At 33.4% G+C, this 25,448-nt stretch carries 25 protein-coding genes and 3 pseudogenes; 5 read left to right on the forward strand and 23 right to left on the reverse strand.

Annotated features, from left to right (window positions below; genetic code table 11):
• Window positions 1-427 precede the first annotated feature (427 nt).
• The 5 genes from ACVWY7_RS15590 to spxA all read right to left on the reverse strand — a co-directional run bounded on the left by ACVWY7_RS15590 (window position 428) and on the right by spxA (window position 2,822).
• Complete coding sequence (locus tag ACVWY7_RS15590) at window positions 428-1,111, reverse strand: DUF3888 domain-containing protein (RefSeq protein ID WP_139242337.1); 684 nt, start codon at window positions 1,109-1,111, stop codon at window positions 428-430.
• A 94-nt stretch (window positions 1,112-1,205) separates the two neighbouring features.
• Window positions 1,206-1,541 carry an IDEAL domain-containing protein gene (locus ACVWY7_RS15595; protein ID WP_000987467.1) on the reverse strand — a complete coding sequence of 112 codons (336 nt, stop codon included), beginning with the start codon at window positions 1,539-1,541 and terminating at the stop codon, window positions 1,206-1,208.
• A gap of 127 nt (window positions 1,542-1,668) precedes the next feature.
• The gene (gene saiR, locus ACVWY7_RS15600) at window positions 1,669-2,082 is read right to left on the reverse strand and encodes an Rrf2-family transcriptional regulator SaiR (protein ID WP_000093221.1); all 414 of its coding nucleotides are present in this window, start codon (window positions 2,080-2,082) and stop codon (window positions 1,669-1,671) included.
• A 163-nt stretch (window positions 2,083-2,245) separates the two neighbouring features.
• A complete protein-coding gene (locus ACVWY7_RS15605) occupies window positions 2,246-2,380 on the reverse strand; it encodes a BA3454 family stress response protein (protein WP_000573521.1) in 135 nt (44 codons plus the stop codon).
• 46 nt (window positions 2,381-2,426) lie between these two features.
• Window positions 2,427-2,822 (reverse strand): transcriptional regulator SpxA, encoded by a 396-nt coding sequence (gene spxA, locus ACVWY7_RS15610; RefSeq protein ID WP_073525253.1) that lies wholly within the window; start codon window positions 2,820-2,822, stop codon window positions 2,427-2,429.
• Between the two features lie 287 nt (window positions 2,823-3,109).
• Between spxA and ACVWY7_RS15615 the strand changes: the two are divergent.
• Window positions 3,110-3,256: pseudogene (locus tag ACVWY7_RS15615) on the forward strand (winged helix-turn-helix transcriptional regulator); the annotation flags it as partial.
• Window positions 3,257-3,320: 64 nt separating this feature from the next.
• Here ACVWY7_RS15615 and ACVWY7_RS15620 read toward each other — a convergent pair.
• Together ACVWY7_RS15620 and ACVWY7_RS15625 are read right to left on the reverse strand one after the other, a co-directional pair.
• Entirely contained in the window at window positions 3,321-4,058 is a 738-nt protein-coding gene (locus ACVWY7_RS15620; protein ID WP_073525260.1) for a GntR family transcriptional regulator, read from the reverse strand.
• 32 nt (window positions 4,059-4,090) lie between these two features.
• Entirely contained in the window at window positions 4,091-5,152 is a 1,062-nt protein-coding gene (locus ACVWY7_RS15625) for an oxidoreductase (RefSeq protein ID WP_000176628.1), read from the reverse strand.
• A 133-nt stretch (window positions 5,153-5,285) separates the two neighbouring features.
• Here ACVWY7_RS15625 and ACVWY7_RS15630 point away from each other — a divergent pair, with 133 nt between their 5' ends.
• Complete coding sequence (locus tag ACVWY7_RS15630; RefSeq protein WP_000951527.1) at window positions 5,286-5,702, forward strand: SRPBCC family protein; 417 nt, start codon at window positions 5,286-5,288, stop codon at window positions 5,700-5,702.
• Between the two features lie 44 nt (window positions 5,703-5,746).
• On the opposite strand, the pseudogene ACVWY7_RS15635 reads toward ACVWY7_RS15630, so the two are convergent.
• From ACVWY7_RS15635 to ACVWY7_RS15650, 4 genes and pseudogenes are all read right to left on the reverse strand, one after another.
• A pseudogene (locus ACVWY7_RS15635) lies at window positions 5,747-6,303 on the reverse strand (SGNH/GDSL hydrolase family protein).
• A 16-nt stretch (window positions 6,304-6,319) separates the two neighbouring features.
• Window positions 6,320-7,147: an MBL fold metallo-hydrolase gene (locus ACVWY7_RS15640; RefSeq protein ID WP_080491630.1), complete on the reverse strand. Its 828-nt coding sequence runs from the start codon at window positions 7,145-7,147 to the stop codon at window positions 6,320-6,322.
• Between the two features lie 25 nt (window positions 7,148-7,172).
• Window positions 7,173-7,730: a DUF7010 family protein gene (locus tag ACVWY7_RS15645; protein WP_001102414.1), complete on the reverse strand. Its 558-nt coding sequence runs from the start codon at window positions 7,728-7,730 to the stop codon at window positions 7,173-7,175.
• Between the two features lie 27 nt (window positions 7,731-7,757).
• Window positions 7,758-8,606 (reverse strand): phosphotransferase, encoded by an 849-nt coding sequence (locus tag ACVWY7_RS15650; RefSeq protein ID WP_000355234.1) that lies wholly within the window; start codon window positions 8,604-8,606, stop codon window positions 7,758-7,760.
• Window positions 8,607-8,781: 175 nt separating this feature from the next.
• Here ACVWY7_RS15650 and ACVWY7_RS15655 point away from each other — a divergent pair, with 175 nt between their 5' ends.
• A complete protein-coding gene (locus tag ACVWY7_RS15655; RefSeq protein WP_000801641.1) occupies window positions 8,782-8,991 on the forward strand; it encodes a hypothetical protein in 210 nt (69 codons plus the stop codon).
• A 32-nt stretch (window positions 8,992-9,023) separates the two neighbouring features.
• On the opposite strand, the gene ACVWY7_RS15660 is transcribed toward ACVWY7_RS15655, so the two are convergent.
• The 5 genes from ACVWY7_RS15660 to ACVWY7_RS15680 form a co-directional block, all read right to left on the reverse strand.
• Window positions 9,024-9,923 (reverse strand): PhzF family phenazine biosynthesis protein, encoded by a 900-nt coding sequence (locus ACVWY7_RS15660; RefSeq protein ID WP_212113758.1) that lies wholly within the window; start codon window positions 9,921-9,923, stop codon window positions 9,024-9,026.
• Between the two features lie 11 nt (window positions 9,924-9,934).
• Entirely contained in the window at window positions 9,935-10,711 is a 777-nt protein-coding gene (locus ACVWY7_RS15665) for a GNAT family N-acetyltransferase (protein WP_212113760.1), read from the reverse strand.
• 43 nt (window positions 10,712-10,754) lie between these two features.
• Entirely contained in the window at window positions 10,755-11,318 is a 564-nt protein-coding gene (locus ACVWY7_RS15670) for a GNAT family N-acetyltransferase (RefSeq protein WP_000775370.1), read from the reverse strand.
• Window positions 11,319-11,463: 145 nt separating this feature from the next.
• Entirely contained in the window at window positions 11,464-12,957 is a 1,494-nt protein-coding gene (locus tag ACVWY7_RS15675; RefSeq protein ID WP_073525407.1) for a class I adenylate-forming enzyme family protein, read from the reverse strand.
• Between the two features lie 143 nt (window positions 12,958-13,100).
• The gene (locus tag ACVWY7_RS15680) at window positions 13,101-13,634 is read right to left on the reverse strand and encodes an NAD(P)H-dependent oxidoreductase (RefSeq protein ID WP_031302250.1); all 534 of its coding nucleotides are present in this window, start codon (window positions 13,632-13,634) and stop codon (window positions 13,101-13,103) included.
• Window positions 13,635-13,758: 124 nt separating this feature from the next.
• Here ACVWY7_RS15680 and ACVWY7_RS15685 point away from each other — a divergent pair, with 124 nt between their 5' ends.
• Together ACVWY7_RS15685 and ACVWY7_RS15690 are read left to right on the forward strand one after the other, a co-directional pair.
• Window positions 13,759-14,082 (forward strand): winged helix-turn-helix transcriptional regulator, encoded by a 324-nt coding sequence (locus ACVWY7_RS15685; RefSeq protein ID WP_001072990.1) that lies wholly within the window; start codon window positions 13,759-13,761, stop codon window positions 14,080-14,082.
• A gap of 875 nt (window positions 14,083-14,957) precedes the next feature.
• A pseudogene (locus ACVWY7_RS15690) lies at window positions 14,958-15,191 on the forward strand (FAD-binding monooxygenase); the annotation flags it as partial.
• A gap of 16 nt (window positions 15,192-15,207) precedes the next feature.
• On the opposite strand, the gene ACVWY7_RS15695 reads toward ACVWY7_RS15690, so the two are convergent.
• From ACVWY7_RS15695 to ACVWY7_RS15725, 7 genes are all read right to left on the reverse strand, one after another.
• Window positions 15,208-15,888 carry a hypothetical protein gene (locus ACVWY7_RS15695; RefSeq protein WP_033682080.1) on the reverse strand — a complete coding sequence of 227 codons (681 nt, stop codon included), beginning with the start codon at window positions 15,886-15,888 and terminating at the stop codon, window positions 15,208-15,210.
• 544 nt (window positions 15,889-16,432) lie between these two features.
• A complete protein-coding gene (locus ACVWY7_RS15700) occupies window positions 16,433-16,708 on the reverse strand; it encodes an ArsR/SmtB family transcription factor (protein WP_000662957.1) in 276 nt (91 codons plus the stop codon).
• A gap of 229 nt (window positions 16,709-16,937) precedes the next feature.
• Window positions 16,938-20,285 (reverse strand): glycosyltransferase, encoded by a 3,348-nt coding sequence (locus tag ACVWY7_RS15705; RefSeq protein ID WP_073525409.1) that lies wholly within the window; start codon window positions 20,283-20,285, stop codon window positions 16,938-16,940.
• A gap of 177 nt (window positions 20,286-20,462) precedes the next feature.
• Window positions 20,463-21,788: an anti-sigma factor domain-containing protein gene (locus tag ACVWY7_RS15710; RefSeq protein ID WP_073525274.1), complete on the reverse strand. Its 1,326-nt coding sequence runs from the start codon at window positions 21,786-21,788 to the stop codon at window positions 20,463-20,465.
• Complete coding sequence (gene sigI / locus ACVWY7_RS15715) at window positions 21,778-22,500, reverse strand: RNA polymerase sigma factor SigI (RefSeq protein ID WP_073525276.1); 723 nt, start codon at window positions 22,498-22,500, stop codon at window positions 21,778-21,780. Before sigI ends, ACVWY7_RS15710 begins: the two co-directional genes overlap by 11 nt.
• Window positions 22,501-23,053: 553 nt before the next feature.
• Entirely contained in the window at window positions 23,054-23,815 is a 762-nt protein-coding gene (locus ACVWY7_RS15720; protein ID WP_000136096.1) for a glycosyltransferase, read from the reverse strand.
• Between the two features lie 237 nt (window positions 23,816-24,052).
• Window positions 24,053-24,709, reverse strand: coding sequence for a CPBP family intramembrane glutamic endopeptidase (locus ACVWY7_RS15725; protein WP_456523858.1), 657 nt, complete (start codon window positions 24,707-24,709; stop codon window positions 24,053-24,055).
• Window positions 24,710-25,448 lie beyond the last annotated feature (739 nt).

The following is a 25,448-nucleotide window of genomic DNA, read 5'->3' on the forward strand; positions in this document are numbered from 1 at the left end:
AATATTTTTATATTTTCAGAAATATTTAATGGGTATAATTTTATATGGATAATAATTTACAGTTAGTACGAAGCCCTTATTCCTATCGCTAAAAACCGAATGAATTAGCATAAAATACAGTCATATATTACTTATTAAAGTTAGTCATTATAAAGATACTTATATTCTACTTTGTTTTAAAAATTTATTTTAAACAAAAAAAGATATTCTAACAAACAATTAATGTGGTTAAAAATAAATATCTCATTAAATATACAAACCAATTTTCAGGATATATATTATACCAATTGTATTCATATACATTTTTAGGAAAATACATATTTTAACTTGATGGTAACGAGAAAATCGCTAACATTTTGTAAAACCTAAACTAAGTGCAAAAATATAATAATCGTTATTAGGGGTGTACAAACAACTTAATGCAATATCATCTTAATTCTAGTTTTTTCAACTCTTCTTCAGGAATATCTCTATGTTTATACCGAATCGTTTTTACATCGTTTCCTTTTATACGAAAAGTAATTGTGTCCTCTCCATAAGGCGGATTATGCGCACCCTCAAAAGTTTGAATTTGAACAGTTACATAAAAAATATTGTTTGTTTTATCTGTTTTTATTTCAAGTATTTTTTCAGAACCTCGATACCAAAGTTTTGGTTCCTTATAATAGTTTTCAACTTCTTTACTTATCGGCTCTAATAAGAGATTAATGACCACTTCTTTTAAAAACTGTTTTGGTACGGGTATTCTGTTAATTTCCTTCCTTTTTACATCTATAATTTTCCAAAAATTGTCACTCTTTTCAACAGTATAAAGAACATTCGTACCGTCTGCTTTCCAAAGATGAAAATAACCTTTATTTCCCTTAATATATAATCTTGGTTCATCAATCCACTCACCTTCTGTTTGGACTATCCCTAGAAACAGTTGAGTAAGTGGCGTTATTTTATAACCTAATTGATTAAAATCACCAAACGAATAAAGTTCATAACCGGTTAAATCTATGTCAAAGCTTTCATTTCTATTATTTTCTATTTTTACAATTGCTTGAGCGGAAATACAGGGTAATAAAAAACTCAGAAAACATATGATGCTAATTATTTTTATTTTCATACCATCAATCACCTCTTTTATTAAAGTGCAACAAAAGAGATGATATTATTGATTATTGCACGATTCAAACTATTAAAAGCCAATAATGTAATCTTTAAACTCCCTCGTTAACCAGCTCTTTTATCGAGTTTAATTTTGAAGAAAGCTCGATAAACCATTCTTCGTCCCCTGTTAATAATGCAAGGTCTATCAGATAAAGGATTTGCTCCTTATTAATTACCTTTGATTCAGGAAGTTTGTTAACATGTTTACTAAAGAGTAAAATCGCTTCGTTTATTGTGTACTTGTCGTCACGTTTCACAATACTAACTGTAACTACATCTTCCACTTCATCAAGTGATACAATGTAACCAACTATGAATTCACCCTCATTTGATACTCCTCGAACCCAATCTCCTACTTTTAAAACATGATTATTATTTGACATCATACTTTTTCACCTTCTTATAAATATTTTTTGTGGCGATAAAAAAGAAATAAAAACGAAGTTGAACTGTAATATTTTCTATTACATTTAAATAGTAAGAACTTACGTCTCTATATAACAAGTAAGCCGCTTAACGTTCTTGATTGATAAGATCAACAACTTCTTTCATTGTATAGTTCTTTAAATATTCACCTAAATGTTCTTCCGCACCTAAGAAAATAGTGAACAGCACTTTTCGCATGTTTGAACCTACAATACACTGACCATTTGATTCTGGGCACTTAGGCTGCAATGCACCTTCAGAGGTTATTTGATAAATATGCCAAAGGTTAACTTCACTTAAATCTCGAGCGAAAATAAAACCGCCACCAGTCCCCTCTTTCGATTGTATAAACTTATGTTTTTTTAACAAACTTAGCACTTTGCGAATACGCACTGGGTGAACCCCCGCACTTTCTGAAATCGCATTACTTGTTGACATCCGGTCTGGCTGTAAAGCTAAATAAGTTAAACTGTGTATGGCCAAAGTAAAGTCGCTGCTCATTGTTTTCCTCCTACGATCAAAAATATTGTTTCTCCTATATTAACATACTGTAGCCATAAATATTACAGATAGGTTAGTTGAACGTTAAAATATATAAGAACCACTCTTAGCATAAAGAAATAAATCCCTTAACTTTATTTAGCTTTTTAAGTTAAAAATGTATTTAAAGACTCCATTGTTTCTTCACTTGCTCTTCTGCCAATTGTTTAATTTTTGTCCACACCGTATCTTTGCTTACAATAACATTTGTTTGATAGTTTCTGTCTTTATAATTAACTGTAACGCATACTTCTATCATTTTCTGCTTCCTCCTTTCATATAACTTTTCCTAAAAATATTACTTATTAATTAGCCAACTTTTGCAGTTCAATATTTAAGAATGTTCGAACGCTACGTGGTAAAAATTTACGAATTTCTTCGTCATTAAAACCAATCTGTAATCTTTTCTCGTCCAGCATAATTGGGCGACGCAACATTAGCGGATGCTCAATTATTAATTTATAAAATTCATTTAGCGAAAGCTCTTCTATATTTATATCTAAGTCTTGAAAAGTTTTGGATCTTGTTGAAATAATTTCAGTAGCACCCTCTTCTGTTAAACGAAGAATGGACTTAAGTTCATCCACTGTCATAGAATTGGATACGATGTTTTTTTCAGTATAATCAATTTGATTCTCCTCCAGCCAGGCTTTCGCTTTTCGGCATGAAGCACAGCTTGCTGTTGTATATAAAACCACCATGTTTCACTCACTCCTTTAATGTTCTTTATAAAATGTACATTTTAAATATCAGTTGTTGAAATGTATTAAAAAAAATTACAGTTTAGAATCAAATTCACGTAATGTTAGTTATTCGGCAATGTTTCGTTTATTTTTACTACTCGTTTCTTTGCATGCTTCTTTTATAAAATAGTTGAAACTACATTTTACAGATGATGATAACTCACTTCTTAAATCTATACTGTAATTTTAAACTTTACAGTTCTATTAATCAAATGTTAAGTCTTGGATTAATTAATCATTTTTTGTTAGAGTATTCTTTAACAGATTACGGTTCGTCTTTAGGAGCCATACTTGATTCCCTCTGCACTTTGGGAGAAGCTCATCTTGAAAAAAAAAAAAAAAAAAAAAAAAAAAACGGGAATACTTCCATGCTTATAACAGCCGATGAATAATAGTTATTCCTACTATATTGAAAATAGAAAATAGGTTGAGGGAATACGTGCCCCAACCTATTTTTTATACCTCTTTATAGCTTTTTGCGGTAATAACTGTTTCAAATTCAAAAGTTTCTGGCAGGTGATCAGCATAAGAGTATTCAAAAGTTCGTCCATCGGTTAAATAGGCCACTTGTTCAACTCTCATTAGGAAATCTTGATTTGTTAAGTTCATAAACTGCCTTTCTTTATCATCTGGACGAACTCCTTTGACCCTAACAACGGATGTTCCCACTTCAAGACCAAGTTTATTTTGAATGTGCGAGTAGATCGATCCCTCTAAAACTGAAACTTCAACACCCGGTATGACCGAAATAGGCATCCATGTATGCTCCATAATCGTTGGAATACTGTGAATGATACGGAGGCGGATGATTTTATATACAAAATCTCCTACTGAAATGCCCAATTTTTCAGCAATAATTTCATCGGCACCGACAATCATAAACTCAATAATTTTACTTTCTACCTCACTACCGTAAATAGCTTTCGTACCTGTTAAAGTTTGAATCATTCTTGCTTTTTCCTGCTGACGCCAATCTTGAACGACTGTTCCACTTCCGCGCCGGCGAATGATGTAACCGTCTCTCACTAACAAATCCAGCGCTTTTTTAATAGTAAGAGCTGAAACGCCAAACTCTCCAGCAAGGACGGGGCTACTTGGAATTTTTTCATTAATTTTATATTCGCCGTCTAAAATTTGCTGTTTAATTTTTTGATAAATGCCGAGGTATTTTACTTGAGTTGATCCGCTTGCCATTTCCATACCTCCTTTATGCTGTATTCCCTCTTCTATTCATTCAAGTTTAAAGCCTCAAGTTTATAAACTGAAGGTGAAGGTGCAGCAAATCCGTTTTCTAAGATTTCAATATTCGTTACTGCTTCTTCATCTTTCACAAGCTTTGGTGCACCATTTACGATTGTTTCATACGCTGCATCATAGAAGCGACCGTAATCACCAAGCGGCGTTTTAATTTGTTTTTCAATCCAATCACCGTTTGCATTTCGATATTTCGCAATTCCATAGTACATCGGCGAATCTTCACCAAATCCTGCACTCTCAGGCATAATACCCGCTTTCAAATCATTTTCCTGCTGATCTTCACCGTATTTAATAAACGATCCATTTGTTCCATGAACGATAAAGCGCGGATAATTTTTTGCTACAACATGGTTCGTTTTCAGTTTAATTTTCAGCTGATTTCCGTAATGTAGACCAACATCGAAATAATTATCAACCGCACCTTCCACTTCATTATTACGAATATCGTATGTCACCGTATCTGGACGACCAAACAATGAAATCATACGGTCCATCGTATGAATACCTAAACTGTAAAATGAACCTTCTTCTTTCGGACCTTCGTGATTGATGGAACCCGGACGGAAATAATCAATATGTGATTCAACCTCAACGATATCACCAAGGAATCCTTGTTCTACAACTTGCTTCACCGCTAAAAAATCACCATCAAAACGTCGGTTTTGATAAGGCATAACTACTACACCTTTTTCTCGCCCTAAAGCTAACAATTCTTTCGCATGTTCTACTGTATCGCAAAATGGTTTTTCAACGATAACTGATTTTCCAGCAAGTATAACTTTTTTCGCTAATTCGTAATGCGTATGTGCTGGCGTACAGATTGTCACCACTTGAATTTCTTTATCATTCAACAATTCGTCCAAATCAGTAGTGAAACAAACACCTTTACTCTTATATGGAGCCGCTAATTCTTCATTAATTTTCCTTACGAAAATCGTTTTTACTTTTATATTTTTACGTGTATTTACATACGGTAAGTGGTAGCGGTTAGCTGATTTTCCAAATCCAATAAAGCCCATCGTTAATGTCATATTCTTCAACTTCCTTGCTCATAAAATTTTGTTTCTATTTTTATTATATAGTTTAGTTATAAAAAGTATATAGTTTTAATTTATAAGTCATATATTAATTAAAAAAGTCGGGTTAAAAAGGAGCGTAATGAACATGGCACATACTACTACATCTATGGAAATTTTCGGTTCACCTGAACAAGTATGGCAATTAATCGGAGGTTTCAACTCCCTTCCAGACTGGTTACCTTATATACCTAGCAGTAAATTAACGGAAGGCGGTCGTGTACGTCATCTAGCTAATCCAGATGGTGATACAATTATAGAACGATTAGAAGTGTTCAATGAGAAAGAACGCTACTACACGTATTCAATCATAAGTGCACCATTTCCAGTCACTAATTATCTATCTACAATCCAGGTGAAAGACGGTACTGAGAGTAACACATCGTTAGTAGAGTGGTCTGGTACGTTCACTCCTGTTGAAGTTAGTGTTGAAGAGGCAATTAATCTGTTTCATAGCATTTACAGTGATGGGCTCAAAGCATTGCAGCAAGCATTTCTAGATTGAGCTATTAAAAACAATGAAAAGCAAAGCGACATCGCTTTGCTTTTTTATAAAATCCTTTTTAACTTTTCACCAATTAACTTCGCTACATACTCACACCCTTCTCGTCCAAAGTGTAGCCCATCTCTTTCATCATTTTCTACAAATGTTTTATAATTCCGCTCTTGAATCATTTCAGCATACAAATTTAGAAAATAGCTTCCTGTTTCTTCCGCCACTTCCTCTACCACGTCTGCATACTGACCGAGCACTTCATTTGTTCTATTATGCTGTCTTTCTTCATCAACTGGGGCAGGACTAATAAGCAGTACTTTACCTGACGAAATATGGTTCACAATCTTCTCTAAATTTTCTTTGTATGCTTGTGCGAAAAAGAAACTGCATCATTCGTGCCAAGAAAAACTGTTACGAAATCTGGTTTATGTGATAATACATCTTCTTTAATCCTTTTTAACGCATCAAACGTATTATCACCTGGAACACCTGCATTCACTACTTTCCAATTCGGAAACATCTCTCGCAAACGTGGTGTTAACCTCGGCGTTCCATTGAAAAACATTTCATCAGCTGTAATACTATCCCCAAAGCATACTAACGTTTTCATAAAACTAACTCTCCTTTTACGTATGAAACAACTTTCCTTCTACCGCCTTAATATATCTTTCAGCAGAACGCTCCACTGCCTCATTTGCATTTTCTTTTACTACACGATGAAAAGCATTGTATAAACGATTAAACTGTAACGGCTTCACTCGATTCACCATTTCTTCCACTTTTCTCGCTGGTAATGGAATTAAGTTTGGATAGCTGTACATAAAGCTTACCCATCTCTCATCCGCTACAACTTGAATAATATCACCTGTTAACAAAATTCCTTTTCCATCATTACCTTCTTCCCAATGTAAGACAGATCCACCTTTAAAATGACCTCCTAAACGATGAATGACCAATCCATCAGCTAATTGTAAAGACTCACCAGACCAATAAATAATACGACTACTCGGGCGCATCACCCACTCTTTATCATCTTCGTGTATATAAATTGGTACATCAAATGTCTCTGCCCATTCTACTTGCGTTGAATAATAATGCGGGTGAGATAATGCAATTGCATCTAATCCACCAAGCTCTTTTATTTTCGTAATTGTCGTTTCATCTAAATAAGTAATACAGTCCCACAGTAAACGATATGACTCTGTTTTCACTACATATGTCGTTTGACCGATCGCAAATCCTGGTTTTGTTGTAATACTATAAAGCCCATTTTCCTCTTCGATTATTTCATTTTTATACGTATCACTTGTTTGTAAGCTTTCTAGTGTCGTCCAAGATTGCCCTTTCGGATTCACATATTGTCTCTCTTCATCACAAATATGACAACTCACCGGTTCTTCTACACCCGCTGCATACTGCACACCACATGTTGTACAAACATAATTTTTCATCATAATTCCCCCTATCCCTCTATTTTTATTAAGCTGATTTTTGTTGATACTGATTTGCTTTTTTGTTTTCAATTAATAAACTTATAAAAGTAAGTAAATACACAACGGTAACCGATAAGGGAATAACAGTAAATCCTTTTTCTGCAAAAAGAATCCCGCAAACTGACGTTACGAATACAGTCCCTACTGACAATAAACCGTAACTTTTACTTTCGTAAATCCATACGTAAGGGATAAAATGAACACCTATTAACATCGCTACTACAAAAGGTAACCATTCTGGAAATTGAAAATAGGCAAGTAATACAAGCGGAATATTCAATACATTTATCCCACCAATTAATCCTGCCAAAACCCCTAACGGATTTCCTTTCGCAAACATATCAATTTTCAATATAGCAGCTATCATTAAACCGAAAGGAAACACACATCCCATACCAATTAAATATACCCACACCACTTGTTTTTCCGAAAGAACAAAGCCCGTTATACTCATAACTATCCAAAATAAAACGCCAGCTAATATAATTGGCATGCCTCTCTTCGTTTTTATTGCTAAATCCTTTTTCGCTTCTGGAACATTCATTTCACGATCTCCCCCAAAATATTTGTACTATACAGTCACCTCAACCTCTCCCATCCAATAACGCCAAGCTGCTAAATACTCTTCTAAATCTTTCGGGTGGTGCCGTAAACACGTATCTATACGCAAATATAATCCTATAACTATTTCTTCATATAAATTACGGTCTTCTCTATGAAATACACTTTGTTTCATCACATAATCAATCGTTTCTTTTGTTAAATCTTCCGGAGTTGAACAAAACGCATAAATTAAATCGTATATAGGATCTCCTAACACTGATAAGGGATCAATTACTCCATGTAACCTATTCTCTTGAACTATAAAATTATGGAATCCGAAATCGCCATGTAATAAAAATGGCTCACCTATTCCAGCCCCTCTATTCGGACTATTTGCTAACTTAAAAACAAGTCTACATTCTTCATCACTTATGTACGACTTTACATTTTCGTGAGCTTCCATCACAGTTACTGTTAAAAATTCATTCCAAGATTGAACCGGACTATTCTTCCATCCCCAGCCACTCACCTTTGGAACTTTTTCATACTTATTGATAACATCCTTTACAAGTTTGCACAGTATACTTCGTTTATGACCAGATTTGCACGAAGTAGTCCCCTCAAGAAATAAATAAACAATATATCGACTTAACGGATCCTTATATAAAAGCTTTGGAAACACATCATTCTTTTTATAAAACTGAAGAAAATAAGCTTCTTCACGTATTACATCCGATTCATTCAGTTTTACAACGTATTGTTCATCTAACAAATATATCGTACTTGTCGTTCCCCCGTTCAAACCTTTCATGTTTTTTGGATATTGTAAAATAACCTTCTCTTTAACTAGTTGTGCAGCGATTATTGAAATGTCCATTCCCTCACCCTTCAATTCCAAAGATTCCCTCAATTCAAAAGACAACTTTACTATCATTTGACAAACGAATAGGAAACCCCTTCCAAAATCATAATATAACAAAAATTCATTCACTTTTACATTTCAAAAATAAGGAAATACTAACAACAACGTTACATACATATAGGAGGACACTATGAAACCTGAATTTTTAAAAGCTGTACATGATGCAATCGGAAATATCGAACACATTCATATAGAAGAAAGTGGTGCCGACAGCTTACTTATCCATCATGATGATGCACAGCAGTTACAACAAGTCGCTAAAACGCTAGAAAATAACAATTTCCGCTCTGCTTTAAGAACAACTGGAGATGCTTCGTATATTGAAGTATTGAACAGATAGTGAAAGTCCGGATGTATGCCGGGCTTTCTTTTTTATAGTAAAACTTCAAACTCTTTCACATATGCCGCTGTTCCAGCAATATCTATTTGTAACTTCTCACTTTCTACATCTTTCGTTACATATACCGTTACACGACCATCTTTATGTATTTCTTGCCCTTGTTCAACGATTAACTCCATTTCATGGTCAAAATCTTTCTCCACATACGTCGCATAATATGCTCCCATTACACCTGAAGCTGTTCCTGTCACGGGATCTTCAATCGTTCCAGCATAAGCTGATGAGAAATGACGCCCATGCATATGTACCTTTTCGTCATAAGTTTCTAGACAAATTGGGTGAATAGAAGCGTTAGGTATTTCTTTTAATACTGACGGAAATGCAGCATTATTAGGTTTCATTCTTTCACACGCATTAAGGTTTTTAATCGGTACAATTACAGTCCAATTACCCGTACTTCCATATACAATCGGTAAACTTACATCTAAATCATTTACTTCTAAACCAATACTACGAGCTAATTCTTCTTTTGAACCTGCAAAATCTTTAAACTGAGGTGCTGCCTGTCTCATTTTAATAAGGGTTTCTCCATTTTCATTTACACCTATTTGTATCGGTAAAATCCCGGCCTTCGTTTCAATCGTAAGGCTTGCTTTCTCTTCTAATAAACCTCTTTCACGCAAGGCATAAATAGTCCCAACTGTCCCATGACCACATAAATCCATTTCAAAACCAGGTGTAAAAAAGCGCATTCTTATATGTGCTACTTCTGAAGAAAGAACAAAAGTTGTTTCGTTAAATCCAATTTTTTCAGCAATACGTTGCATTTCCTCTTCTGTTAATCCATCTGCATCTAATACAATACCTGCTGGATTCCCCATATTCGGTTTATTCGTAAATGCGTCATAATGAAATACGTTTATAGTCTTCATTTTCTTTTCTCCTAACCCTCATTAAAAATTTTATAATAAAGCTCTATCTCCGTTTTCACCGAACAATTATTTCTCCAAAATATCCTCTGCATCTTTTCATTCGATGTATGTGTGCTTCCGATGTAATAAGTAGCCCCCATTTCCTTTAACATATGCAACGATTGCAGGTGCAGCTTGGAAGCAATTCCTTTCCCCCGATAATAAGGCATTACTCCAAAATAAAATAACCGTCCTTCACTTACTGTTCCAGGTTCTATATGCGGTATGGACATACCAATTGGCTCATTTTTATCATAAAAAACAATGCATGACTTCTCCCAGCCCTTACCTAACTCTGTTTGCACTGAATAAAAATGCTCATCAATCGTTAAAATTGAAGTTTGATTCCCTGAACCCGACATACATTGTTCCCAAATATATTTAAATTCTTTTTCCAATAACGTTCCTTCTGCTATTGATCGATATGTATATTGTCTTTCAAGCTCTTCTACATTGTTCAATTCTCTACATACTTCTATCTTTGCTGCGTGCAAAGAAAAACCGGCATCAAGTAACACTCTCACACTTGAGTTATAACTACTAAACCTTTTGTTTAATACAATACTCGCTCTTTTTAACTCCCAATTAAAACAAACCTCTTCAAATCTACTTATCTTTTCTTTATATGTTTGTACGTTATACAAAACGTCTTCTTCTATTTCTTCAATGGTCACTGCATTTGGTAAGCCATTTAATACTTTTTTAGAAGGGCCAAATAAGTTTTTGATGGCTGTAAGATCGTACTTCATCACTGCACCTCCAATCTACAATTTCTATCCATAATAACCACCCTCATCTATCCATCTCCTTATTTTTAAAATAAATAAGAAAATCCACCCACTTATCCTTCTCCAAAGAAAACGCTTCTCTCTTGCATTCAAAAGAAAAACCCGCTCTTTCCGCAAGACGAACGGATGGCTCATTATCAACACGTATATGTAATTCGATTCTATGAAAATGAAGACGATTAAAAAATAACGATATCGCAGCTTTCACACTTTCAACACCATATCCATTTCTCCAATATTGATTATGTATGGAGTATCCCATCATCGCCCATTGATAGTCCATACGTAAAATTTTTATTAGCTCTAGCTTTCCAATATTAGCCCCATCTTCTTTACGAAAAATACCTAATACATACATCTCATCTCGATGTGCTGCTTCATCAAATCCTCTAATCCATTCCGTGAACCATTCTTTTGTTGATGATGCCATAACGTGATAACCATCGTCATATTTATACTGCGATGGTAACCTCTTATTAAATCCATCTAACCAACTTTCATAATCATCATTTTGGAACGGACGGATCATCAGTCTCTCTGTCTCTACCTGTAATAGCGGCAGCTTCATTTACATCTCTTCCCTTAATTAATATTTGAATATTCTTTATTATCTTACACAAAATACAAAATCTAGTAAATTATTATGTTTTTGATAGACAAAAACCCAGTCATGTTTTATGCATAACTGGGTTCTTCATCATTTAATAATATTTTTATTTCACAAGAACTACATCCCTTAATTCTCTCTTCAACACTTTTCCTAAAGCGTTTTTCGGTAACTCTTCTACGAATACCACTTCTGGAATTTTGTAACTTGCTAATTTCTCCTTACAATACTGAATAATACTTTCTTCTGTTACTGTTGTTTCGCCATCCTTCACAATGTAAGCCCTTGGAATCTCTCCCCAAAATCCATCTGGAACTCCAACTACTGCAACTTCTAAAACACCATGTATTTCATGAATAACATCTTCTACTTGGTCTGGATATACATTGTCACCACCGCGTATAATAACGTCTTTATATCTTCCCATAATATGCAGGAATCCGTCGTCATCTATCATGCCAGCATCGCCCATGTTAAACCAATTATCTTTTATTACCTTCTTTGTCGCCTTTTCATTATTCCAATACCCTTTAAACATATATGGGCTTCTTACATGAATCTCTCCAACTTCATTTGTTGTTAGTTCATGTCCTGTTTCTGGATGAACAATTTTCACCTCTACATTTTTCAAGGCTTTTCCTACAGAAGACATCTTTTCTTTTCCCATCATTGGATGCCATGAAGTTACAACCCAACCTTCTGTACTACCATAGCCTTGCACCATATATATTCCTTTTTCCATATATTTTTGAATAAGTGTTTCTGGCACTTTTGTTCCACCGCTTTGTGCTACTTTAAAAGTAGAAATGTTACGTTCTTTTTTATTTAGTTCATCAAGCATATAGCTATAAACAGCTGGGAATGCAAGCATCGTAGTAATTTTCTCTTCTTCAATCTTATCCCAAATAAGAGTCGGATTCGAATCAGCTAAGAAGATCATCGTAACACCATGATAAATGCAATTTAAAATAGAAAGCACGCCGCTCATATGAAACAATGGATGGACGGATAAAAAGCGTTCACCTGCTGGAATTTCTCTTTGTCCTGCAATCTCATCAAAATAATGATGTAAGTTTTTATGTCCAATTACACATGCTTTCGCCTGTCCAGTCGTTCCTGAAGTAAATAAGTAAATCGCATCATCATCTTCATGAACTTCTACGTTCGGTTCTGTCATTGGCTGTTTTTGTAATGTTAATTCAAATGAACCAAAGCCTTTTTTGGTCGTTTCAATTACATAAGGTATTTCTTTAACAGCATCAACCTTTAATAACACTTCACTAAATTCTTCATCAATAACTAACACTTTTAATTTCGCTTCTTTTACAATCGTTTCTAGTTCATAAACAGTAAGCTGATGATTTAGCGGAATAAATACCGCTCCAATTTTTAAACTTGCCATCATAACACTTGGAAACGGGTGATTATTTTTGCATAGTATTCCAATACGATCTCCTCTTTGCACACCACTATGTAACAAATAATGTGCAAGCTGATTTACTCGTTCATTATACTGTTGAAACGAATATCTTTTCTCTCCCCCTACAAGTGCTTCCAAATTTGGTGATTGCATTGCTCTTTTTTGTAATAATTGTTGCATCGTTCTCAAGTAAAACTCCCCTTTATATATGTTAGGTTTTTTATTTTACCAGATTAACTATTAATTTACTAAAGATTACACTTAGTGAATATAAAACAAATAAAAAACAGCCATTTACTTCACAAGTAAATGGCTGTTTCTCCTTATATATTGGAATACTTCTTATTCATTACATATTGCACATACTCAGGCGCACTTTTATCAATCTCTTCATCACTTAGTTTATATTCGGCACCATATAAATAAAATGAAGGTATAAATTCCATACCTGTATATAGGCATGTAGCTTGGAATGGTTTCGTCAACTCATCCATCGTAATTCCGCTATTTTCATAATCTTTTTCTAATCCACCTATAGAAATTGCTACACCAAACTCTTTTCCCTTCACTTTATCCCCTTTTGATCCGTATGCAAATCCATATGTTAATACATCATCAAACCATTTTTTTAATAATGGCGGTGTGCTGTACCAGTATAGCGGGAATTGAAATATATATCTGTCATGTTCTACTAATAACTTTTGCTCTTCTTCAATATTAAACTCCCAGTTTGGTGCCACTTTATATAATTCATGCACCGTAATTTCATCTGAATGTTTCTCAAGTTCTTCTATCCATCTTTTATTAATTTTTGATTTTTCAATATGAGGGTGTGCTACAATTACAAGTGTTCTCATCATTTTTCATCCCCTTTATAAATGAATCAATCCTTTACGTATTAGTATGAATGCATTACATATAATTGAAAAGTACGTACTTTCAAGTGCTATAGGAACCTTGAGGTACCTTTGGAGGTGTTATATGAATCAAAATGATAACTGTCCAATTGCAACGACGCTCGATGTAATCGGCGGAAAATGGAAAGTTTATATTTTATGTGTTTTGATGGATGGAAAAATGCGAACAAATGAAATTAAACGAGAAATTCCAAACCTTACACAAAAAGTACTTACACAACAACTTCGGCAACTTGAAGCAGATGGGATTATCCATCGTACTGTATATCAAGAAGTACCACCAAAGGTTGAGTACACACTAAGTGAGCACGGAAAATCTTTAATGAAAATTATGAATGAACTATTTGAATGGGGAAAAGGTCATCAAATCAAAAGATTAAATGACTAACAAAACATTACCGTCTTTATTAAATTTTCTATATTCATATTAGTAGTTTAATATTTCTATTGAAATGTTATAGTAGAGGGACTCCAACAACCCGTAATTTAGAACCTCAAATCTTTCAGAAGTAAAAAACAATAACATTCATCTATAAATACTCTTTATAACAAAAGTATCCTATACTTTTTATTAATTGAACCGCATCCTAGTTGTTAGACATATAGTCAACAATTTGAGATGTGGTTTTATTAGTCGGATAACAGCTCTCATCAACTTTAAAAAATCATGAATGCAGACAAAATACTTTGCAAAGAGTTCCTGTACAAGGTGATTTTTCACATAGACTTACCAAATAGCATTTTTATAAAAAACTTCTCACATTTAAATTGGACAAGCATATTTTATTATATGGGAACTCCCTACTCATAGAAAACTACCTTTCTATTCTAAGAGCACGCATATTTGTGTGCTCTTAAATTATTTACAATAAAATAAAGAGTTTATTAATTTTCTTAATTCACTATCGGAAAAGTACCCATAATAATATCTTTATATTCATCTATTATTTTTTGTTTTTTATAAAACTATATTATTTTGGAGTTGGTTAATACGTTACAAAAAACTGACCGTGTAATCATTATGGTCCCTCCATTTTCACAAGTGTTTGTTACATTTTACTCATCATCTGGAGAACTTATTTCATCACAAGTTTTGTCTAATACCTCTCCATCCCCTGTATCAATATATGCGCTTAATGAAATTGAAAGCGAACTATTTGAAGTCGAGTTAAAGCCACTACTATCTCCTTCCAATTACGAATAGTGGAAAAACCTTTACAACTCCCAGAAGAAACTACAGCGATAGGCTTTTTAACACCAATAATACAAGCACAAGAACAATTAATGACAAACTTTTCAAACGCAGGAATGGAATTAAGGGAGTTATTTTCGCACTTACTCTTTCAGATAAATCACGATTTATCTGAAAGAGTAAGTGGTTTAGGGGTTATGTATTCGTCGATGCACGATACAGAAAAGGATCCATTGATAGGAAAAAGATATACAAATCTCACTATTTCTTCTCAAAACAAGAAAAGTTATAAACTGTTAGAATTAAGGACACAACAGTTTATCACTGATTTTTCTTCTCTAATTTTAATTTATTAACAACGTAAGGTACTAATGTATTCAATGGCGTAATAATAGTCTTAAATGTTTTATACTCAACTTGTTCAGTTGCATCAACCATAGATAATTGAGCAACAGAGATAACTTTCTTTTCATCTTTAATGATTTGATTTAAGAACTTTGTAATTTCTTGATTGTATTCTTCTTTTAGTCCTTTCATTATCAATTCAAAAACACTATTTATGACAATAACCTCTAAGTCTAAAGATTTTTGACGGCTATTAGCATGATGTTTAAGACGTTCTACTGTCCCTTCAACAGTTGCAGGATTTGTAAAAACAATTGTCTGAGGGTGCTGTATATTACATATGTAATCAAAGAAAGGTACATCAATTTTAATAATTGGCACTGATATTGAGAGTTGGTCTTCATGTAAAATTGCAATATAATTTGTACAAGTAATAAGGATAGCATCAACATTACATTGAGCAATCCATTCTATTTGCTCTTTAACTTTAAATTGAGCATCTGATTCTTGGAATTTTTCATTTGATGTAACCTGATACATTAATGTTGGGTCAACAAAATGGATTAATTCAATGTTAAATGAGGAAAGTCCATTTTCTATATATTCTATATTTGAATAATGGGCATGTAAGCATCCTAACCTTTTTCTCAAATCCATTCCACCTTTATTATATTTCTGCTTATTCTATCAGTATACGAATCCAGATGTCTATTGAAATTGAAACCTTTCCTCACATTTCACAAAATGGGCTTTTAACTGAATAATTTATTATCATTCAATAGATCTTTAATCGATTTTTTTAATGAATGGGGTAACAACTAATTTTACAAAGTCTGAGGGTGCAGGGGATTTTAGCTATGATTATTTTTATAGTGAGCATGTTAGTTTTTTCACTTAGGAATTAAGCCTGGGTAGACTTACTTTAACTCCAGACCTATTACTAGTTTATCAAACATTTAAGGGAATCAAAATTTATAAAGATAGCGTATAAATTGAAACCAAAACATTCTTTCTCTTATTACAGGTATTAAAAAAATACGGTATAAAAATTCCATTTTATATTATACCGTATATTCAAACAACTATTTTATTTATTAAGGGACTTTACTTCAGATCTTCACTTGTGTAAAAACCTTAAAAATTCTCTCCATAGAATTGCTTTCCTATCCTCTTCTTAATTTTGACGTCTAGAAGTCAGCCTTTAAACTAAACATGCTAATATTGATTTTGTGCGATTGTCAGTTACTTCATAATAAATTTCTAATCCTTTTCGAGTACCTGTAACCATTTTAGCAGCTTTTAGTTTAGATAAATGTTGACTAATTGTACTTTGAGGCATTTCCAAATCCCCATACATTGTTGTTACATTAGTAGGACCTTTTGCAAGCATTATTTTTACTAATGATAAACGGACAGGATGCGCCAATACCTTTAGTACTTCAGAGATTTCTTCAAACATTTCTTTTTGTTCTTTCATCTTATTGCTCCCCTTTTATATACATATTTATGTTATCCATATATATAATTCGAAGGTATATACGATTTTATGTCCGTCATTTTAAAAAAATATAAAAAAACTTTTTCTCGAAACTAAAGGAGTATCTTCACATAATGTCTCACTATTAGAACTCTTATAGATACAGATGTATGTACTCTACACTCAGCTCACTAAAATCAATGAAAAAGAGAGCAGATAACCCGCTCTCTTAAGATGCCTCCTTATGTTCCGTAGAATGCTTTACACTTCCCACTCTCTTTAGCTTATTCCAACCTACCGCTATTCCTCGAATCGATGAGAATATAGATTTAACGACAACATAAGTCATAAATTGACGATAAATAAAGCGTTGTAAAATTAACCATACTAATGGTTTCGGATTCTCTTCCTCTAATTTAAATGCAAATAGAGATGCGAGAAGATCCATTAAAAAGAATACAAAATAAAATCCTAAAACTTTTAGCGGATTACTACTAAATAACCCTATAATCATTAATATATCTGCAAAAGGAGCAATGAATTGCAGAACATATTGGAATAACCACATGTTAGGCAATGCAATAAATCCTAACGTTTTATGCTTTGAATTACATAACGCTTTTCGATGTTTCCAAAGACATTGAAGTGTACCATATGACCAACGATATCGCTGTTTAATGAGACTTTTCACATCTTCAGGTGACTCCGTAAAAGCATACGCTTTTTCTTCATATACAATTCTATGTCCTTGACGTAAAAATGTAATAGTAAGATCTGTATCTTCTGCTAATGTATCTTCGCTTAAATATCCAGATTCAACTACATTCTTCTTACGCCACGCCCCAATAGCCCCTGGAACTACTGTAATACAATTTAACTCATCAAAAGCTCTACGTTCTAAATTAAACCCTGTTATATATTCAACATGTTGCCAAGTAGTTAACAAGTTTCGTCTATTCCCCACTTTGACATTACCTGAAACTGCTGCTACATTTTGATCTTCAAAATGTCTAACCATGAGAGAAATGGCGTCTTGCGCAATAATAGTATCCGCATCTAAAGTGACAATGATCTCTCCTCGCGATTGTTGAAACCCTAAGTTCATTGCCGACGATTTCCCGCCGTTCTCTTTCTGAATAAAACGAACTTTAGGGTGTTTATAAAATGTTTCTTGCATTACTTTTGACGTACCATCTGTCGATCCGTCATCCACAACAATAACTTCAAATTCTCCATACTTACTATCCAAAATTGAGCGAATTGTCTTAGCTATCACCTTTTCTTCATTATATGCTGCTATGACAACACTAACAAAAGGTTGATAGGACGAATGAATAGAGCGAGATAGCGTTTTTCTTTTCTGCTTCCATGCAAAATAAATTAAGAATAAGAATCGAAAAATTCCTAATCCAATAGCGATATAAAAAATAGTTGTTAATATATGTTTAAAGTATCCCGCCCCTGAAAAGACAGCTTTATTGTAAAATAAATATTGCTTTCCCTCAGAAGAAACTGGGGGCATAATTTCATCTCGTTCTTTATTCATTAAATCTGAAATTGTTACAAAACTATATCCATGCTTTTTAAGCTCTTTAATAATGATCGGCAACGCCTCTACCGTATGGGTACGATTCCCTCCCGCATCGTGGAGAAGAATAATATTTCCATCTCCCTTATAAACGGGATTAAGAGCACGCTTTACTAATTCATTTGTTGATGGTGTTGCCCAGTCCTCAGGATCTACTTTTTCTGCTACCATTGTATAGTTCATATTTTGTGCCCGTAAAATAGGCAATATTTCATTTGAGGAATCCGGGTTAGCATCCGCTTCATATGGTGGCCTAAACAAAACTGTAGAATGCCCAGTTATTTCCTGGATCAGGCGTTGCGTCGTATTAAGTTCTACTTTTGTTCGTAGTAAAGACGTATCAGCTACGTTAGGATGCTTGAAAGTATGATTGCCAATTTCATGCCCTTCACCGTATATTCTTTTTACAATACTAGGATTTAGTTGCGCGTTTTCACCAAGGACAAAAAAAGCAGCTTTTATTTTATTCTCTTTTAATATATCTAAAATTTCTGGCGTATATTTCGGGTCTGGTCCATCATCAAATGTTAATACTACTTGTTTCCCTTTCGGTTTTCCATATCGTTGCACTTCGTATGCAGATGGTAAGGATTGATATACTTCATCTGTAAGATAACCATCTTTACCTACTTTAAAATCTCTCAATCCATTTTGCTTTTCATTCTCAATCTGTAAAATTTCACCTTGTCCAGAATAATTCACTTCATCTAAACTAGTGATTTTATGTAATACATCAGGATTTTTTTGTGTCTCAATCGGATTTTTTAAAACTTTCCATATTGTAGGATCTTCTGCTCCTAATCTCCATAACGCAAACCCCTTTGCATTGTTGTCCATTGCGATTTTCACTTGATTATAGAGAGTAACACCGTCTAAGAACCAAGCAGTATGTTCTTTATCTCCTGTTTTATATCTAAAATAAGGATTTCCACTCATCTTATCCCATTGAATATTTATATCTGAATTATGAGCCATTGCCATAACTTCTGAAAAAGTTAAAGATTTCGCCGGTTCCTTACTATTTACTTTCCAATCATATCCATAGTTACCGAAAGCAACTATAAGTTTATTAGACGGAATATTCAGTTCTTTTAATGTGTGTTGAAACCATTTATTTGAAGCAATTGGTCCTGGCTCTCCCGCTCCATAGTGCTCATCGTACATCATTACAATCATTCGATCTATTATTTTTGCTAACGCACTATAATCAAAAGCCTTATCATTAGCTGGAACATCTTGTGTAACGAGCAAATCATGTTTATGAAAGACCGTAGTAAGTTCTTTCATAAAATTTGTTAAGTTTTCTCTATCACTTTCAGGTACGGCCTCAAAGTCAATATTAATACCCGCAAATCGATTCTTTTCAACTTGCTTTACTAAATCATTTATAAACTTTGTCTTTATATCATTTGAGGAATTCAGCAACTTATGAATTAGCCCACTATCAGGACCAGAAGCTTCCTCAGTATAATTAGTTAGTAAAGGCATAATTTTCACTTCATTTTTTTCTGCTAACTTTACTATCTCAGGTTTTATCTCACTTCTAATCGTTAAATCTGCTTTTAAATGATACCACTCTGGTACTAGCGTGGTTAATGAATCAATATTTTCTTTTAAAGAAGCGGTACTATTTTCATCCCAGTTTACATAAAAACCATACACTTCTTTACGTTGTTTACTATCCTTCGGCGAATTCACCAAATTTTTATTATCCTTCGTTTCGGTATTTGGTTTAAACTCTTCCTTCTTTAACTGCTGATCACTAAGTTTTTGATTAATTGGTACAAGTTTATTATCTTGTTGTACAGCGGTATTCATATTTGGAATTTCTGGTGTTGAAAAAATACTTTGAAAGAAAAAATAAAATACAATACTTACGCTCACTATTGAAATACATAGAAACGAAATAAAAGCTATGTTTCTTCTTCCTTTCGGATCATAAAAAACAGGTTTTACTTTATCTTTCTCTTGTTGAATGTTTTTCTCCATTATATTTTTCACGTACTCCTTCTTAATAGAACTATAGAATAATAAAGTGCAACTTTCAGCAGCCCAACTCCCACCTAACTTCTTTTCCCTAGCCAAATTTTGAGGTGGGAGTTTTACTGCCCGCAATAGTGAGATAACTCCTTTTCACTTTAAAATGAATCTCCCACTTCTATATTTCTATTGATTCTTCTTTTCATTCCCTTGCTGGTGGCCTCTATTTTCTTGTTGAGACCCCCTACCATTGTTTCCTTGCTTGTTTCCAACATTTTCTTTTTGGGACCCTCTTCCATTGTCCCCTTGCTGATTCCCATTATTTCCTTGTTGAGATTCCCTACCATTGTCACCTTGTTGATTCCCATTATTTCCTTGCGATCCTCTTCCGTTGTTTCCTTGCTGATTCCCATTATTTCCTTGGGACCCTCTTCCGTTATTTCCTTGCTGATTCCCATTATTCCCTTGCGATCCTCTTCCATTGTTCTCTTGCTGGTGCCCATTATTCCCTTGCGATCCTCTTCCGTTGTTTCCTTGCTGATTTCCATTATTCCCTTGTTGGGATTCTCGACCGTTGTTTCCTTGCTGATTCCCATTATTTCCTTGTTGGGATCCCCTACCGTTATTCTCCTGCTGATTCCCTCTATTTTCTTGCTGAGATCCTCTACCATTGTTTTCTTTTATTTGCTTCGTTGGCTGTTCCTCTATTTTCTTTTGTTCTTTATGCTCTGGCTTCTCATATTCTTTTCCTTTTACAGGAGACAAATTTGGTGATGCATCAGGAGATGACTCCGGCTTCGATTGCACCTCTTCTTGGTTTTTCACCTCATTAGACGGCGTGGCAGGTTGAATAAGCGCTTTTTTCTTCTCTTCCTCTTGCTTTATATAGACACCTGTGCCAACTCCTGCTTTCCTAGCATTCTCTCGTACTTGCATCGTGCTATTTTGATATTCGACTGTAATATGTTTTAACTCATATTCTTTCTTTAATTCTTTCATTGCCTTTTCCAACTTTGGTTCTAGCAACTTTTCCTTTGCAACAGCGGTTAGCATAACTTGCTTATCATTCGTTAAATACTTATCCTCTTGACTCTGCTTTATAATTGTACGTATTACTTCTTGCAATTGTTTATTTTCCCATTGCTTCAATTCTTTTAAAATACGCCTTCCATCATCATTACAAGCTTGTAAATCTATAACGCGAAGATCCTTCGTTACGCTCACTTCTAAACTTGGATTTATATCAACTGAGACGTAAGCGAATACTTTTTCTTCCGGTTGGTTGTAGAAAAATAACAGCGCACATAGAAAACAAGCAACAAGTAATGATGCCGGCTTTAAGAAATAAGGGATTGAAAAACGCGATGCTTTTTGTTCTTGCTCATCAAATGAAATTTCCTCTCCAATCATGCAAGAATCCCCTTTTCTTTTACACGTAATAAACTCTCCATTTGGCGTTAAAACAACTACGCTATGTTTTTTTATATCCATCACAATTCCTTTATTCATCATGCTTCCCTCCCCTTATATAATCAAGAATGTATGTATAGTTGTTTGCGAAGATAATACACATTGCAATGATATATTTTCTATGCCGCTCCAACGTTTTACGACTTACCCTAACACGCGGTTCAATATGTTTAAGCGGTAACTTTTTCTTCCGGAACAGCTCCTCCATCATTTCCTCTTCTTTTATAATAATCTTTACAATTTCTATTAAGTGCTCACGCGTATCACGATGCTTAGGAGATTCTTTAGCAAGCTCTGAAAATGTGATTTTAAACTCAGCTAACACACTTTGAAAATGGAGAATTTCTTCCTTACGGTTACCATTTTCTATTTCCTTCATATACTCCGTAAGCGATACTTGCATTTCTAACATTTCCTCTTGCTTATCTTCTTTTAAAAAGACAAGGTTATGCTTAGACTCCTTGCGTATATAGTCAATTACATCTCTTTTTATAAGAAGATCAGCAAACGCTAGAAAAGATTTCCCTTTTTTATATGAATACTGTTCAATTGCTTCGTTAAACGCAAACAATCCAATACTATATTCATCATCCTGTTCTGTAATATATCGGCGGCAGACAGACGAGATTGATTTTCTAATAAACGGCTGATACTGTACGATAAAAGCTTCTTTATCTTCTTCGTTATTTTGTATGTTACATACGATATCTTCTATTTTCGGTTTTCTTAAGATCTTCATTACTAAACTCAACACGGGTAATCTCTCTCCCTCCTTCTGCTTGAAATAGAAAAATGGTCACTAAACAAGTGACCATTCAACCACATTTTCTTTAGGCTTGTCTTCTTGTTGTTCATATTTTCAAAGCCAACTTTTCTATCGTTCTTACAGTTAGGCTTACATTTTACTCTACTTTCTTATTTTCTTCCGCTTGTTTTGCTTGCTCTGTTTCTATTTTATCTGCAATCCTTGAATAACTCTTCTCTATATCATTGGTAATTTCACCCTTTTATTTCGGATGCCCCACTTAATCTAGTAATTTTATTAACACGTCAGTATTCTTTCATAATCAGTTTTCTTCTATTTATTTTCTTCACTATACATATTCGGAGGAATACAAAGTTTTATGGGGGTCAAAAAATATTTTTATAAAAAAACAGATATTTATTTCAAAAATAAAAACCATTGATTTGAAAAAGGACTAATCAAATTGATGGTTTTCTTATCATATCTATTAAATTAAGTTAGGCTCTCATTATGTATAAGAAAATCTGCTGTTCTCACTATTTCCTGCCGCTTTTCTCCATCGTTATCTTTCTTGATTATCATAATATGTCTTATCTGCATACTTTTGATCATTTCCTTTTAGATAAGCTAATATTACTTTTGGATTTTTAAGTAAGGCCCAGTCTCCATATGTATCAAATCTTCTGCATGAAGTTATCATTCCATTTTTAATGGTACCGAATTTCTTATTATTTCGTTTTCCCCATTCTTTTAACCGTTTCGCGAAATCTGCATCTTCTGCCATAAGCATGTTTTCATTAAATCCGTTAATTGCCATAAAATCTTTTCTATAACACCAAAAAATCCCTACAGATACAGCTCCGTACTTAAAAAGTAAGGGAATTATAATTAGCATTGCAGAAAAGAATATTCCAAAAGACATTCTTTCGAACTTCCCATTCACCCCACCACCAATATATTTACCTGAAGATAAATATTTATCTACATTAGACAATACGGACTCTGTCATTATAGTATCAGCGTCTATAGTAACGATTATTTCTCCACTAGCTATTTCTGCCCCTGCATTTCGGATTTTTGATAAGTTTTTATCGTCATTTTTTAATGTAATACAATTATAAGATTTTGCTATTTCCTCTGTTTTATCTGTGCAACGATTTAAAACAACTATAACTTCCGTCTGCTCTTTATATGCCTCTGATGCTTTTGCAATTGAATCCAAACATTTTCTAATGTACTTTTCTTCATTATGTGCAGGGATTATAATAGAAAACTTCACATCTTTTTGTAAATCGCTTCCTGAAGATTCGTTTATTTCAGTCATGATATTCCCCCTTATTTTAGATAAATATCTGTTATACATAACATATATTGAAATTGATTAAGTTTTATTATAAAAAAGTACTTAAAAACAATATGGACATATTATGTTAAGTGTAATAGCGATGTGTTGGGCCTCTATATAAAAAAACCACAGTTTACAACCAAACTGTGTTTTTTTGACGTACAATGATTTATCAACATCTTTTTTTATTCTTTCAACTCTGCAACAGAAACAAGTCTAGTTTAGAATGAAAGTAACGCAATTATTTAACATATGTATCGCTATAACATATGCAAGGGATCTGTTAGAAATAAGATAAGCCGCAGTAAGTATCACTGCACCAGGTAGATAAATAGCAATATCCGAAAGCTGGCCCGTATGGAAAAGTGTAAAAATTATAATTGAGATGATAGATGCAATAGCAGTACCAATATAATTTGAAAAACGATTTAATATTATATGACGAAATATAATTTCTTCAAGTATTGGACCTAGAATACCAAATACAAGCAATGTAAATATAAGAGGTATCTCCGCGCCCGTTTCAAGGAGCTGTTCTTGGTTCTCTGGCTGACCAGTTGCTAGAAAACGCATAACAATCTGCTCCACAATTACCGTAAATAAAACCACCATAGGAATACTTACTATTTTCAAAATTGTCTTCTCTTTAAAATAAGTAAAACTTTCAATAATTTCTTTCCTAAAGAAAATTATTCCTACAATAGCAGGTACAGTCAAACCGATGGCACTAAGAACAAATTCTGATTCAACTAAATTGCTATTAGTTAAAAGTGATATGCCAAATAATATGAACAAGCCAATTTGAAGTAATGCAAACATTGTATAAACTATTAGCATAATAAGTTCTTTTGTATTCATTTTAATAAAGTTCACTTTATTACCTCCATAATGAAATTACCTAGAATCTTTGAATTTTCTTTCTGCATAACGTTCTCCTTCTAAATATACTTATATAAATTAAAGACCGGACGGTTCGGTCCGAAAACTAATGATACTATAAGTTTCTAGTTTTTTAAACCCCCTTTATAAATTATTTACAAAATCAAAACGGTAAAAAGCAAATAAATTTATATTTCAGCTTCTGATTTACAATCAAATTCCAGTCCTCATTCATTATTAACGATTAATCTTTTATAGTATGAAGTAATACGGGTTTTAACCGCAAGATCTCCTAATTAAATGAAGTGAAAATGAGAGTAGTTCAAACATTTTAGCTAAACATATTTATTAAAATTATATATAATACTCATATGTCGATACGGTAAAATTAGTTGCATGATATGACTGAATTAACTAACTCGTCATATTGTTTTTGACAGAAAATTCATTCGAATGGTATAGACAATACAGTTTGAGGTTTCCATCAGATAGGAATTGATAAAATATTTTTTGCTCCAAACTTATTTTTACTTACAAAAAAATTAAGAAAATAGAGGGTAAACATTACCTGGAATATTAAACTCATTTTTATTAGGAGGAAATAACAGTAAATAAGAATCTATAAAAAACTATAAAATTTTACAATTACAGGTTTTATATTTTACAGAATTCAACCTATAATATTTTCAGGTGATGAAAAGGGGGAAAAGGATGAAAACAACACGTGCTTGTA

The organism is Bacillus sp. TE9106W (assembly GCF_054062215.1).

Excerpts from the sequence above, each read along its gene's own strand:
- ACVWY7_RS15655 (WP_000801641.1), top strand. The coding sequence starts at position 8,782 with ATGAAACCTGAATTTTTAAAAGCTGTACATGATGCAATCGGAAATATC.
- saiR (WP_000093221.1), bottom strand. The coding sequence starts at position 2,082 with ATGAGCAGCGACTTTACTTTGGCCATACACAGTTTAACTTATTTAGCT.
- ACVWY7_RS15680 (WP_031302250.1), bottom strand. The coding sequence starts at position 13,634 with ATGAGAACACTTGTAATTGTAGCACACCCTCATATTGAAAAATCAAAA.
- ACVWY7_RS15695 (WP_033682080.1), bottom strand. The coding sequence starts at position 15,888 with ATGGATTTGAGAAAAAGGTTAGGATGCTTACATGCCCATTATTCAAAT.
- ACVWY7_RS15685 (WP_001072990.1), top strand. The coding sequence starts at position 13,759 with ATGAATCAAAATGATAACTGTCCAATTGCAACGACGCTCGATGTAATC.
- ACVWY7_RS15605 (WP_000573521.1), bottom strand. The coding sequence starts at position 2,380 with ATGATAGAAGTATGCGTTACAGTTAATTATAAAGACAGAAACTATCAA.
- ACVWY7_RS15705 (WP_073525409.1), bottom strand. The coding sequence starts at position 20,285 with ATGGAGAAAAACATTCAACAAGAGAAAGATAAAGTAAAACCTGTTTTT.
- ACVWY7_RS15660 (WP_212113758.1), bottom strand. The coding sequence starts at position 9,923 with ATGAAGACTATAAACGTATTTCATTATGACGCATTTACGAATAAACCG.
- ACVWY7_RS15665 (WP_212113760.1), bottom strand. The coding sequence starts at position 10,711 with ATGAAGTACGATCTTACAGCCATCAAAAACTTATTTGGCCCTTCTAAA.
- ACVWY7_RS15620 (WP_073525260.1), bottom strand. The coding sequence starts at position 4,058 with ATGGCAAGCGGATCAACTCAAGTAAAATACCTCGGCATTTATCAAAAA.
- ACVWY7_RS15670 (WP_000775370.1), bottom strand. The coding sequence starts at position 11,318 with ATGAAGCTGCCGCTATTACAGGTAGAGACAGAGAGACTGATGATCCGT.
- ACVWY7_RS15625 (WP_000176628.1), bottom strand. The coding sequence starts at position 5,152 with ATGACATTAACGATGGGCTTTATTGGATTTGGAAAATCAGCTAACCGC.
- ACVWY7_RS15720 (WP_000136096.1), bottom strand. The coding sequence starts at position 23,815 with ATGACTGAAATAAACGAATCTTCAGGAAGCGATTTACAAAAAGATGTG.
- spxA (WP_073525253.1), bottom strand. The coding sequence starts at position 2,822 with ATGGTGGTTTTATATACAACAGCAAGCTGTGCTTCATGCCGAAAAGCG.
- ACVWY7_RS15640 (WP_080491630.1), bottom strand. The coding sequence starts at position 7,147 with ATGATGAAAAATTATGTTTGTACAACATGTGGTGTGCAGTATGCAGCG.
- ACVWY7_RS15590 (WP_139242337.1), bottom strand. The coding sequence starts at position 1,111 with ATGAAAATAAAAATAATTAGCATCATATGTTTTCTGAGTTTTTTATTA.
- ACVWY7_RS15650 (WP_000355234.1), bottom strand. The coding sequence starts at position 8,606 with ATGGACATTTCAATAATCGCTGCACAACTAGTTAAAGAGAAGGTTATT.
- ACVWY7_RS15710 (WP_073525274.1), bottom strand. The coding sequence starts at position 21,788 with ATGATGAATAAAGGAATTGTGATGGATATAAAAAAACATAGCGTAGTT.
- ACVWY7_RS15675 (WP_073525407.1), bottom strand. The coding sequence starts at position 12,957 with ATGCAACAATTATTACAAAAAAGAGCAATGCAATCACCAAATTTGGAA.
- ACVWY7_RS15630 (WP_000951527.1), top strand. The coding sequence starts at position 5,286 with ATGGCACATACTACTACATCTATGGAAATTTTCGGTTCACCTGAACAA.
- ACVWY7_RS15700 (WP_000662957.1), bottom strand. The coding sequence starts at position 16,708 with ATGAAAGAACAAAAAGAAATGTTTGAAGAAATCTCTGAAGTACTAAAG.
- ACVWY7_RS15595 (WP_000987467.1), bottom strand. The coding sequence starts at position 1,541 with ATGATGTCAAATAATAATCATGTTTTAAAAGTAGGAGATTGGGTTCGA.
- ACVWY7_RS15645 (WP_001102414.1), bottom strand. The coding sequence starts at position 7,730 with ATGAATGTTCCAGAAGCGAAAAAGGATTTAGCAATAAAAACGAAGAGA.